The sequence below is a fragment of the Mesorhizobium sp. LjNodule214 genome (assembly GCF_964252735.1).
Taxonomy (GTDB): Bacteria; Pseudomonadota; Alphaproteobacteria; order Rhizobiales; family Rhizobiaceae; genus Mesorhizobium.
Window position 1 is genome coordinate 972,519 of the sequence record NZ_CAXUPE020000003.1, and the last position, 12,131, is coordinate 984,649.

A 12,131-nucleotide genomic window follows, 5' to 3' on the forward strand; every position below is an offset into this window, starting at 1 on the left:
GAGTGCAGCCCATCAGTATTTTTCCGCCCAAGGTCGCGGGCTCGCCGGCAACGTCATCCCATACCGTCCAAGCACCAGTCGGCTCGAGAAGGCAACTAAATCTACCTGGGCTTTCTTCCATCACCCCATTCCCCAACGGGAGGAGCCTTTCATTATTTTAGCAACTACGCAAGTAAAGGCCGACGCGAGATCACTGCCTCATTTGGTCAAGGTTAATTGCGATGCAGAGGAGAGCCGGCTCAGCGAAAGTGGTAAGGAAGCATAGGGCTGGCTCCTAGCGCCTCTTCGGCTTCGGCATAATCTCCTCGATCCGCACGAAACGCGTTAGCGTATGCCGTGATCGCAGAGTCTGATTTTCGAATTGTTCAGTAGTAGTTGCAGGATGGGGGGACGGCTCTACGGACTGGACGCTCTGCGCGGGGTTGCGGCGATAGCGGTCGCCGTCCATCATCTGGCGCGCACCTATCATCTTCCGGCCCTGCCACTAAACCCCGCGATCGCTGTCGACCTGTTTTTCATCCTGTCCGGCTTCGTCATGACTAGGACGTATGAAGACCGACTGCGCAGAGGCGCATCTCTGGCGCTACCGGCAGCGCGACATGGTCGGCATGGCCGCCTGCCTGCCGATGGCCTGCATGGGCGCCTACGTCGTGTTTCGCTAGCCGTGAGGCTTCATCCGGCTTAGGCGTGATCTCTTCCGATTTGCACCTTGTCGCCGATCTCCTTCGCGATACTTGGCCGTCCAATCGGGACCGCGACGGGTGAATATCCGCACGCCCTCGGCATCCCTGACGATCTGGGAACGCTAGCCGTCGAATTTCACTTCATGCAGCCACCCGTCGCCCTCCGGCGGCTTCTCCAACAAAAGAGGAAGCGATTCGCAGGGATGATGAGTGGCTGCTTTCCACGATCTTTAAGATCAGCGATCCTGTCGATCCGACACCATTCTTACAGTGCTTCTGCAATGCACTGCCAGAACGACCCCTAATCACAAAAACCCAGGAAGCTGAACCTTTACTCGATCCACAAGGCAAGAAGGTGAAGAGCTATTGCCTTGAAACCTCGATTGGTCGATTGCGAGCAACTAAGACGTCTGAGGGTATGCTCCTTACACCATTCGAAGACATCGACATATCCACAAAAAAAGGTGGACAGGCTTTCCTGAAGACTGCCCATGTATGCATTCCACTCGAGTGGGAGTGTAGTATGGAGCATATTGGATACGCAGAGTACGCCGCCACCGTTGGAACCGAGATGCTTCGAGAAATGTCGAAGCCAAAACAGATTTACTTTCACGCAAGGTTCACACACCCGAGTATGGGACTCAACGAGCCTGACGGTTATTGCTTTCTGTTTCGACTAGAAGATCAGTCCGAACTCTTTCTGATAATATCTGACAGCGGCGCTATCCTTACGGCGCCCGAACCGCCATTTGAAATCATTGCCGGCAAGTCGAAAGAGGAAACAGAAAAAGCACTGGCGGATTTTCGTGCCAGAAATCGCGAAGAGCTCAATCCGATGCGCGCTACCGCGAAAGTTCCGGTTTACATCCCCAAACACGATAGGCCTGCCCGAGAAGTAGCTGAGAGGATGGCTGCGAATACCGTGGGCAAAGTCCGCCGTTCTCAAGACAATCGGTACAACCGCCGAAGGCATGGCAAGAGCTATCCTTCCGGTGGTTTGTTTTACTGGGCCAAGATTATTGCCGGCATCGCGGTGATTGTTGGCTTCCTAGCCTTTCAGATCTATCCCGCGCTCGTGGACTGCAACATCAGCGACGACTCCCGACAACGCATCCTGATTAACCTGTTGAAGGACGGCGAGCGATGGTTCTGCAGCATGACGATGCGGCCGGCTGGCGAAAGGCAAGGCGATGAAAGCAGTCGCCGGCCTGGCTATCCTGATCGTCCTGGCGATTGGCGCGCTTCTCTCGCAAGCGCGCGGGAGCAAAAGTGATTATGTCCTCAGCGCCAGACAGGTTACGTTACGTTGGAACGAAAGGGGAAAGACGATGAAAACGTTGCTGGCAATAGCCGCCGCATTCGGCCTCTCCATATCCGCCGCATCCGCAGAGTGCCCTGGGCATTCGAAGGCACAGGCATCGGTCGACACACAGACGAAGACTGCGAGTGTCGCGCCCGCCGACACTGCAACGACCGCGGATACTCAGACGATCAAGAAAGAAGTGCCACCGGAGACCGAATAGCGGTTAAGCTCAGTCACCGGAGGCCGCGCAGCGACTGCACGGCTTCGGCCTGCAAGGCGCGGGAGCCGCGTCAGCCCGCCACGGACATGCTGGCTGCGCAAGTTCACGATGTCTTTGAAGGCATTGCCGGTCCGGGTACCTGAAGCCCCCGGGCGATTCTCAAACGGAGGTCGCCGGACACAAGGACCCAAAGCTGATCTCACAGGCAATTTGGAGCGCTTTCTGGCAGACGCGGAACGGCTACAGACCCCCTCTCTACATTAGCAATCACTTGTATTTCCCCTAAATCAAGATCATGCTGAGCCAGACGGTGTGGGGCCACTGGATCGGGATTAGGTGCGTTTGAAGGGGTAAAGCGCCATGGAATTCGCAAGTTGCTTTGACCAAAGCGGAACTGTTCTTGCGTCGACGATCTTCCTTAGCATCACAGCGGTTTTCATAATCCTGGCCGCATTTGCCGCTGCGCGTTTGATTGCAACGTCAGGCGCAGGTTCCATCGAACGGCTTCGGACCGCGTAAAGCCAGCGAGGGACCTCGCCCGCGCCCTGTTGCGGCGCACGAATGCACCCGTGCTCGTCGGCCTCGACAACCGTGGGGCGGGCCAATCTGTAATCTGCTTTGCCTGTGATCGATTGGTCGCCCCGTCGGGAACACTTGGCAGCCTCAACCTTGTCGCCACACAGGTCGATGGCTAAACTCAGCCTTCCCAAGGGAGGGCTCGCACATGGCACTTCACCTTTCGGCGGAAACTGTAGCTCCCAGAGCGGCGGCAACTCAAAAATATCTCTTCGGCCCGGTTGCCGACTTCCTCATGCTCGGTGGCAGCGCATTTCTGATCCTGCCGTTTCTGTTTTTGGTGCCGCTTGAGTACGAAGGCGCAGTGGCCGCAACGATGGTCTTTGTGGCCTACCTGATAAACTATCCCCACTTCGCCCACTCATACCAGCTTTTCTACCGCAACTTTGGCCGCAAGGTGAGCGGGGACGGATACGACAGGGGCCTCCAGCTTCGCTACATTTTCGCCGGCATCGTCGTTCCCGTCATCATGGGCGCGTTCTTTGCGTATGGCGCGGCGGCGGCGAACGCACGCCTGCTGGGATATGCAACCAATGCGATGTTCTTTTTCGTCGGCTGGCATTACGTCAAGCAAGGCTACGGCATGCTGATGGTGGATGCCGTCCTGAAGCGCAAATTCTTCGACGATCGAGACAAGAAGGTGCTGCTGGTCAACAGCTATGCCGTGTGGATCCTGGCATGGCTTCAGACGAATACGGCGGTTACCCAGGGCAAATATTATGGCCTGGAATATTACACGTTTGCGGCCCCGGCGTGGATCACCAACATTGCCGTGCTGACGGCCATTGCCTCCACGGCGGCCACGGTTCTGATGCTGGTCAATCGCTGGCGATCAAACGGCGGCAACCTGCCGTATAACGGCGTCGTGGCCTACGTCGCATCGCTTTACCTTTGGATTCTGATTGCGAGGATAAACCCGCTCTGGCTGCTTGTTGTGCCCGCGCTCCACTCGCTCCAGTACCTGGCGGTGGTCTGGCGGTATCAGACCAATGTCGAGCGCGACGATCCCGGCGCCGTCGGAGATCCGCCGCTGAAGCTCCTGGCCTTTCTTGGCCCGCTCTACAGGCTGCGGGTCTTGGGATTCATCGTCGGTGGTGCCGCACTTGGATATCTCGGTTTCTGGCTGATCCCGTTCGTGCTGACGGCTTTGATCCCGTACGATAAGCAGGTGCTTGGGTCATCGCTTTTCTTCTTCATCGTGCTGATATTCATCAACGTGCATCATTACTTCCTGGACAACGTGATGTGGCGTCGCGGCAACCCGGAGGTGTCAAAGTATCTGTTCCGCTAGGCTGTTCAGCGACAGCCCGCTATGAGAGCTGAAACCTCACCAAGAATACCAGATAGCACCCAACTGGATCGACAGTGCAAAGCTCTTGTATATCATTAACTTGTTCTTGTTATATCGCAGGTGGGGTAGCAAGAATGCGTGGGGTGCATGTCCGAGGTTGTCGGTATAGCTGACGCCTGGGTTGCAGCGGGTGGCACGATGGCTGAAAAGTCAGATTTTGCGGCGGTCCAGACCGATCTGGGCAGTCCGCGCGCCGATGAAGCGGGGGCTCCTGTTGTATCGGCGATTATCCCTTGCCTGAACGAAGAGCGCACGCTCGGCATCTGCATTCGCAAGGCTCTTGATGTCTTCGCCAAGCGTGGCGTCACGGGTGAGGTGGTGGTTGGGGACAACGGGTCAAGCGATCGATCGGTTGAGATTGCCGAGGCCCTCGGCGCGCGTGTCGTGCACCAGCGGGTCAAAGGATACGGCGCGGCGATCAGTGCGGCGGCTGAATCTGCGCGAGGCAAGTACCTGATCATGGCAGATGCAGACGATTCCTACGACTGGAGCGAACTCGGCCACTTCATCGACGCGTTGGAGGATGGTGCCGACCTGGTCATGGGCAATCGCTTTGCGGGCGGTATCGAGCCTGGCGCCATGCCTCCGCTGCACCGATATCTCGGCAATCCGGTGCTTTCAATGATTGCCCGCTGGCTTCACCACTCTTCGGTACACGATTTCCATTGCGGCATGCGGGGTTTCACCCGCGATGCGTTCCGCAAGATAGGCGCGCGCTCGCCCGGCATGGAATTCGCCTCGGAGATGGTCATCAACGCGCATCGCGCAGGCCTGGTGATCCGCGAAGTGCCGATCAAACTCCATCGGGACAAGCGTGACCGCCCACCTCATCTGCGCTCATTCCGCGACGGTTGGCGACACCTGCGGCTGATCGTAGCCCATGCGCCCGATACCATGTATCTCATACCGGGCGTGACCTTGCTGGTGCCTGGCATTGTTGGCCTTGCAATCCTTGCTGCTGGGCCTGTTCGCATCGGTGGGTGGTATTTCGGAATTCACTTCGTCGCGCTCTCAGCCATGGCGACTCTGATTGGCCTTTCAGCCATCTTGTTCGGGATGCTGGCCAAGGTCGCGATCGCAATCTACCAACCAGTCCACGGAGGTAGACTTGTGCCCAGGCTGATGCGCGGTCGCCCGTTGGAATGGCTGCTCTTCTCAGGTGGCGTGCTTGCCGTGGCTGGCTTTGCCGCGGACGTATTGCTGGCGCTACGCTGGATTTTTGTCGGCGGGCCAATGGAGCAGTCGGTGCACCTGACCTTTGTCATCACCACCGCCTGCGTGGCCGGCATGTCCATGGTGCTATCCGGTTTCGTGCTCAAGCTGTTGCTTGATAATTTGGATGACAGGCATGCGTTCCAATCATCCGACTGCCTTCCGAGCGGAAACTCGAGCAGGTAGCTGCGTGATCGAAAAGCCATTTCTGAGTGTCGTCATGCCGGTCCACGAAGGAGCGGTATGGATTGGCGCGACACTTGACTCGCTGGCTGCTGAGCCGACCGACGGCCTGGAGATAATCGTTATCGACAGCAGCCCGACGAGCACCACCGCTGCCATTGTTGAGCAATTTGTCCACCGATTGCCACTTCGGCTGGTTCAGCGAAGGGATCTCGGGCCGTGGCAGACGAAGACCAACCTGGGCGTCGAGCTAGCGGCCGCTGATCACGTCTGCATGCTTCACCAAGACGACCTGTGGCTGCCCGGGCGCGTTGAGGCTGCTCGCCGCTGGCTTGCAGACGGATCCGAAGCCGTGCTTCATTTGGCCCCGACCGCTATCGTCGACCGCTACGGCCGGCGAATGGGGCGGTGGAACTGTCCTTTGCCGGCTGACCAGGTGCTCGGAGCTGAATTCCTGCTAGAACGGCTGCTCGTGCAAAATTTTGTCTCGGTGCCCGCGCCGGTATTCCGACGAAGCGCATGGCTGGCGTGCGGGGGCTTGGATGAGGGACTCTGGTATACGGCGGATTGGGACATATGGGCGAAGCTCGCCAGTACGGGACCGGTGACCTATCACGACGAGATCACGACGGCTTTTCGGGTTCACGGCAGCTCGCTGACTGTTACCGGATCCCGCGACGCGAGCGAGTTCCGGTCACAAATGCAGATTGTCTTGGAACGCCATTTGCACCGACTTCCGGCGAGCAGTCGCCTTCGGGTAGAGCCCGCCGCCCGTGCGTCGATCAGCGTCAATGTGTTGCTGGCTGCTGCGTCGGGCGGCAACTTGAAGGCCTTGGTTCGCGCGACCGGTGTTGTGCTGTCGCTCGGGCCGATCGGAATGAGGCGCTATTTGCGCGACTCACGGTTGCGTGAGCGCACCGTGAGCCGACTTCGCGCGAAACTGACAGGAGCTTTTTGAGCCAATGCCCAGGCCTGCTATGGATTCCGGTGAGCAGGTGGGGGAGAAGCGTGCCCGTGAAAGACCACTTTTGGAACGAGGGTGGCGATACACGCTGGTGGGGTTGGTGTGCGCCATTGCGCACAACGCCATCATGATTGCTGTCGATCAAGTGGGGGTGCATTACCTGCTTGGCACCGTGATTTCATTCTTGGCTGTGACGCCTATCGGATACGCACTGCACAGCCGCTTCACCTTTGCCGAGCCTCTTCGCCTGAAGGCATTCACGCGTTTCGTAGGAGGCGTGGCCACGGCCTATCCAGTCTCGGTGGCCATGATGATCGTCCTCTGTTCCGGCCTCGGTCTTAGTGTTGCGATTGCGACACCGATCGCCACCGTCGCTCTATTCGTCTGGAATTTTGCAGCTGCGCACTGGGCCATCCTGCCGCGGCTCTATCTGCGGCGGCGGTGACGCGCGTATCGAGCGGCTTCTGAATCGACGCCCTGATCCGGCGATTAGGACGTGCGATCAAGATCGCTGCAATCCTTGCCATTTCTGATTTCCTTAAACGGCGAGCCGGTGTTTGCTGGTTATTCCTTGGTGGCAATCACCCTAATTGCTGTCGGATTGCGTGCCAGGACTTCCCCTAGGACTTGCAATGGGTGCGCCAAGATACCCAGTAGCAGCCAGAACAGATTGTTAGTTCCTCCGAAAATGTTGGCGAATGATCTCCCCATTGTCGGAACAGTCACCCCATGCACGGACTCAACTTTAAGGCCGTTGCGCTGCATCAATCTAACTAGTGAGCCCCGGGTAAAATGGTGCCTGTGGTACGGCAGGTACCAAGCATCCCAAAACTTTCCGAACGCCGTAGCCCACACACAATCGATGTTCGGAACCTCGATCACGACCTTGCCGCCTTGGCGCGCGTACCCGGATATGGTCGTGAGCAATCCAGCGGCATCATCATCATGTTCCAAAACGTGCAATGCCATGACGATGTCAAAGCTTTCCCTGCAGGAATTGAGTTCCGAAGGATCGAGATATGACCTTTCACCCAGCTCGACCGGAGGTTCGGCGTGCATGTCGGCACCAATGACTTCCGACGCACCACCAACCATTTCACCAAGGACTCTTGTGAACTGTCCGCTTCCGCAACCAAAATCGAGAATCCTTCCGTCCGCGCCGCCAAGTTGCCGCAATAATTTTCTGGCCTGTGAGCGGAAGGCAATATCCTTGATTGCGTGTGAGAGGCCTTTCGCGTCAGGCTGAAAATCCTGACTCTCGCGGTTTTGGTAGAGAAAGGCCACATCCGGCAACGGCGGCATGGAGACGCCGTGACCACAACGCATGCAACGGACAACCTCGGAGTGCCCGAACTTGCCGCTACGATCCAGGAATTTGCCTAGCGACACATACTGGCAAGTTCCCGAATCATCACCAAGGCAGGCCACTCGGAGTACCCCTTAACTGTGCATCGCCGTCCGGATTGGCACAAGACAATATCAACATTCCATTCGAGTGCTGGCAACAGCTAATGCAATTACCGCGAGCTGCCTTGTGAGCGCGCATTTCATGTGCACAATGCGCCTTCTACAACGATCAGGCTCGCCGTGGCTGCAAAGAATTTGGCATCGCAGATTCAATGAAAATAGAAGCGGGGCGATCAGGTAATGATGAGGCGTTACCCAGAATTGCAACTGCATTTATAAATACCGCCGTCGCTATAAAGATCGTCATTCTATTCGTCCTCGCGTACAATAGCCGCTTCGTCATGGACGAATTCGTCCAACTCGGATGGGCCAAATATTTCTCCAGCGGCCTGTTCGTTACGATCTGGCATGCCAAGGCGGTCGGTTATGCAGTTTTTTACGAGATTGCCCACCTGATCGGCTGGGATGCCACGTCGATTCTGCTTGCAGGCCGCATGCAGACCGCATTGCTGGCTTGCGGGACCATCGCTTCCGTCTACGCATGCGCTCGCGCTCTTGGCGAAAACCACGTCCGCGCCATGGCAATCGTCCTCATCCTCCTGTGCTTCTCGAATTTCATGGAGCGCGTCTTTCGAACCATCGCCGAACCACTGGCGGTGTTCTTCGCTGTGGCGGCGCTGCTGGTCATCCTGCGCGCACGTGCATTGACAGGACCGCAGCTTGTTATCGCCGGCGTCATAAGCGGCTTGGCTTTCCTCGCGACTCAGAAATCAGTCTATTTCAATGTTGCGCTTGGGCTTGGCTTGGTCGCTGACGCATCTTTGAACAGACGCTACGCGACAGGTGCAGTGCGCGGGGCATGGCTCGTGCTTGGATGGACTGTTCCGATAATTGCCTATTGCTTCATCTTCGGCGGCAGCGACCCTGTTCCCATTGCCAAGAACCTCGTATTCGGTCCGGTCGAGGTAGCGACGCGTGGGGGCGGTGAATACGGGGGGCTGAGGCGCTTCGTGCTGCAGACGCTCCTGCGGAACTACGTCCTTTATGTCCTCTGTTTCGCCGGCATGGCTCTGTCTCTGATGCAGATCACGAAACTCGATGAACGAAGGCGAGTTGCGTTGATCTTCACTGTCGTCATCACCGTGCTGGTTTTCGCGCACGACCAGCCGTGGCCCTACGTGTTCATTATGGCTCTGCCATTCATGTCACTGTGGTCGCTGACACTGCTCGACGGCATCGCAACCCACGCGCGTTACCTGCGCCTTGCATGGGTGGCACTGATCACAAGCATGGCCATAAGCTACGTGAGCAATGTCATTTATCTACGCACTGACAACAATGCGGCCCAACTTGAACTGGTCGCGCGTGCAGAGTCGTTACTCGCACCCGATGAGCGTTATTTCGACGGTATCGGGATGTTGCCCAATCGGCAGGAGCCGACGATTTTGTGGCTCGACAGGCACTCTATATTCGCGACCTTGCGGGAAGGCAGGAATTCCGAGGCCTACAATGTCTTTAGCAAGTCTCCGCCGAAGATGATCCTGTGGTCTTACCGGATGGACAATATCTATCCCGTGGTCGCGCCTCTGATTGCGAACAGTTACGTCAGCGTCGCCCCAAATCTCAGGATCGCTGGCTGTCGCCTTAATCCCGGTGAGAAGAAGTTTTTCGATGTCCCGATTGCCGGAAGCTATGCGCTCTACAGCGCAACCGGGACGCCCTTGCAAGGATCGGTCGAAATTGACGGCGCCGTGCTTCATCCGCCATTTCACCTTGAGACCGGATCAAGAACCCTGACATTGCAAGCCAGCTCAGGCGAAGCATTGCTGCTGCCGACAGGTTCCTACGCCGGACACTTCAAGGCGGGCAGTGACATTGATCTATTTGCCAACATCTACGACTGAGTCGATTCACGGTTTCGCGCTTACGGCAAATGCATTGCCGACAAGAATAATGTTTAGCCGGTTGCACAGCAGCTGGACCCTGAAGGTGCTCACATTCCTACATTCGCGGGGACGAGCCGGACGCGCAAGGCGCCGCGCTCGCACAAGGTCTAGCCGCCAGCGCCGTCATCCATCATTGTGTTGGTGAACGCCTCATAGGCCGTGCTGCATGTGTTGGAACGCGGACAATCCTTCACGATGAGCACGGGCGCCACCGTAAGGATCGCGGCAACCAGGATTTGCAGGCCGAGAGTGATGGCTTTCATCGTCTTGCCGAACAGGACGGTAAACATGAAATAGAGACCCTGAGCCATGCAGGCCGCCGTCAGAATGCCCAGAAGCGGGCGGGTGGCTGTTGCAAAAGGGGTTATGTAACCGTCCGGAAAACCTACCATGCTGAGTTCCATGGACCATTGCAGGGCCAGCACAACGCTCAGCCCCGCCCAGACAAGAGCGGCCGTGCGCGTAAACAGCATTTGCTTCGACCCTTCGCCGGCGGTTGGCTCCAAACGTCAAGCCCCTGCGAAAACCAGCGAGACATTGCCGCCGGCGTGGCGCTCCAGCCGGCCGGCGAGGTCGAGCTCCAGCAGCACCATGGAAACCTGCGCGGCGCTAAGGCCGGTATGGCGGATGACCTCGTCCACCGCGACCGGCGTCGGGCCGAGCACTTCGAGCACACCGGCACGCTCGTCCTCGCCGGGCGGCGGCGTTGCCGACAGTTCGGGCGGCTCGGCAAGCGGCGCCGTCCTTGGCGGCCGGGTGCCGGCGAGCGGCGCGATCGCGCTTGCGATGTCGGCCGCTTCGGTAACGAGCGTGGCACCGTCCTTGAGCAGGCCATTGGAGCCGGCGGCGCGCGGATCGAGCGGCGAGCCGGGCACGGCAAAGACCAGCCGGCCCATCTCGCCGGCCAGCCTGGCGCTGATCAGCGATCCCGAGCGTTGCGCTGCTTCGATCACGACCAGCCCGAGCGCAGCGCCGGCCACGAGCCGGTTGCGGCGTGGAAAATCCTGCGCGCGCGGCTGCCAGCCGAACGGCATTTCCGAAATGATGGCGCCGCCGCGCTCGGCGATCTCGTTGCAGAGACCGGCATTTTCGGGTGGGTAGGGCAGGTCGAGCCCGCCGGCCAGCACGCCGATCGTTCCCGTTGCTATGCTGCCCTGATGCGCCGATGTGTCGATACCGCGCGCCAGCCCGGAGACGATCGCGTAGCCGTCGCGGCCAAGATCCGCTGCCAGCATCCGTGCCATCTTGATGCCGGCAAGCGAGGCGTTGCGGGCGCCGACGATGGCGACCGCCGGCAGGCGGAACACCGCGGCCTCGCCTTTCACGGCGAGCAGCGGCGGCGGGTTGTCCATGTTTTTCAGCAAGGGTGGATAGTCGGCCTCGCCGATGCCGACGAAGCGGGCGCCGGCCTGGCCGGCCGCCTCCAGTTCCGCTTCGGCCTCGGCGACCGAAGGAATGCGGGCAATGCGGCTGGCGCCGCCGGAGATCATCAGCTCGGGCAGCATCTCGAGCGCTGCCTCGGCCGAGCCGAAACGGTTGATGAGCTGGCGGAAGGAGGCCGGGCCGACATTCGGTGTGCGGATCAGGCGAAGCCAGCTCAGCCGCTGCCGGTCGCTGAGGCGCGGCCCGACGGCAGGCTTGCTCACCCCTTGGCTCCGATCTTGCCCTCGGTGCCGGCAAGCAGCCGCGAAATGTTGGCGCGGTGTTTTGTGATGGCGATCAGGCTCATCACCGCGAACAGCCCGGCAATCTCGGGCGTGCTCAGGAAATAGAGCGCGATCGGCACGACCACGGCGGCCACCAGTGCCGCCAGCGAGGAGTAGCGGAACAGGAAGGCGACTGCGAGCCACACGACGGCGAAGATCAGCGCCACTTGCCAGGCCAGCCCGATCAGCACGCCGAGATAGGTGGCGATGCCCTTGCCGCCCTTGAAGCCCAGCCAGGCCGGGAACAGATGGCCGAGAAAGGCACCAAAGCCGGCCCAGAGCCCGAAGTCCGGCCCGAAGCGGGCAGCGATCAGCACCGCTGCCGTACCCTTCAGCGCGTCGAGCAACAGCGTCGCCGCGGCGAGCCCCTTATTGCCCGTGCGCAGCACATTGGTGGCGCCGATATTGCCGGAGCCAATCTTGCGCACATCGCCGAGGCCGGCGGCACGGGTGACCAAGAGGCCGAAGGGAATCGAGCCGAGCAGATAGCCGAACAGCAATGCCAGGATGACGCCGTAACCCATTGTTTCCCCCCGCGTTTCCCCAACCGATCGGAATAGCGCAATGCGCCGTGGCCGAT

Annotated in this window: 10 protein-coding genes and 1 pseudogene; 7 read left to right on the forward strand and 4 right to left on the reverse strand. The window is 59.1% G+C overall.

The window, feature by feature from the left end; all coding sequences use genetic code 11:
* Positions 1 to 382: 382 nt before the first annotated feature.
* From ACSQ3Z_RS30110 to ACSQ3Z_RS30135, 6 genes and pseudogenes are all read left to right on the forward strand, one after another.
* Positions 383 to 499 (forward strand): annotated as a pseudogene (locus ACSQ3Z_RS30110) (hypothetical protein); the annotation flags it as partial.
* A 707-nt stretch (positions 500 to 1,206) separates the two neighbouring features.
* Positions 1,207 to 1,956, forward strand: coding sequence for a hypothetical protein (locus ACSQ3Z_RS30115; protein WP_436174867.1), 750 nt, complete (start codon positions 1,207 to 1,209; stop codon positions 1,954 to 1,956).
* Between the two features lie 974 nt (positions 1,957 to 2,930).
* Positions 2,931 to 4,073 (forward strand): hypothetical protein, encoded by a 1,143-nt coding sequence (locus tag ACSQ3Z_RS30120; protein WP_436174868.1) that lies wholly within the window; start codon positions 2,931 to 2,933, stop codon positions 4,071 to 4,073.
* 198 nt (positions 4,074 to 4,271) lie between these two features.
* Positions 4,272 to 5,531 (forward strand): glycosyltransferase family 2 protein, encoded by a 1,260-nt coding sequence (locus tag ACSQ3Z_RS30125; protein WP_436174869.1) that lies wholly within the window; start codon positions 4,272 to 4,274, stop codon positions 5,529 to 5,531.
* Between the two features lie 4 nt (positions 5,532 to 5,535).
* Entirely contained in the window at positions 5,536 to 6,486 is a 951-nt protein-coding gene (locus tag ACSQ3Z_RS30130; RefSeq protein ID WP_436174870.1) for a glycosyltransferase family 2 protein, read from the forward strand.
* A 4-nt stretch (positions 6,487 to 6,490) separates the two neighbouring features.
* Positions 6,491 to 6,937 (forward strand): GtrA family protein, encoded by a 447-nt coding sequence (locus tag ACSQ3Z_RS30135; protein WP_436174871.1) that lies wholly within the window; start codon positions 6,491 to 6,493, stop codon positions 6,935 to 6,937.
* A gap of 119 nt (positions 6,938 to 7,056) precedes the next feature.
* Here the strand turns inward: ACSQ3Z_RS30135 and ACSQ3Z_RS30140 are convergent, their stop codons facing one another.
* Positions 7,057 to 7,794 (reverse strand): class I SAM-dependent methyltransferase, encoded by a 738-nt coding sequence (locus ACSQ3Z_RS30140; protein WP_436174872.1) that lies wholly within the window; start codon positions 7,792 to 7,794, stop codon positions 7,057 to 7,059.
* Positions 7,795 to 8,111: 317 nt separating this feature from the next.
* On the opposite strand from ACSQ3Z_RS30140, the gene ACSQ3Z_RS30145 reads away from it, so the two are divergent.
* Positions 8,112 to 9,803 carry a DUF7055 domain-containing protein gene (locus ACSQ3Z_RS30145; RefSeq protein ID WP_436174873.1) on the forward strand — a complete coding sequence of 564 codons (1,692 nt, stop codon included), beginning with the start codon at positions 8,112 to 8,114 and terminating at the stop codon, positions 9,801 to 9,803.
* 149 nt (positions 9,804 to 9,952) lie between these two features.
* Here ACSQ3Z_RS30145 and ACSQ3Z_RS30150 read toward each other — a convergent pair whose 3' ends face one another.
* The 3 genes from ACSQ3Z_RS30150 to plsY are packed head-to-tail and all read right to left on the reverse strand — an operon-like array spanning position 9,953 to position 12,075.
* On the reverse strand, positions 9,953 to 10,318 hold the full coding sequence (locus tag ACSQ3Z_RS30150; protein WP_436174874.1) for a hypothetical protein: 366 nt from the start codon (positions 10,316 to 10,318) through the stop codon (positions 9,953 to 9,955).
* A 36-nt stretch (positions 10,319 to 10,354) separates the two neighbouring features.
* Positions 10,355 to 11,491 (reverse strand): DNA-processing protein DprA, encoded by a 1,137-nt coding sequence (gene dprA / locus ACSQ3Z_RS30155; protein ID WP_436174875.1) that lies wholly within the window; start codon positions 11,489 to 11,491, stop codon positions 10,355 to 10,357.
* Positions 11,488 to 12,075 (reverse strand): glycerol-3-phosphate 1-O-acyltransferase PlsY, encoded by a 588-nt coding sequence (gene plsY, locus ACSQ3Z_RS30160; RefSeq protein WP_436174876.1) that lies wholly within the window; start codon positions 12,073 to 12,075, stop codon positions 11,488 to 11,490. The genes dprA and plsY overlap by 4 nt, the downstream gene beginning before the upstream one ends.
* Positions 12,076 to 12,131: the final 56 nt, after the last annotated feature.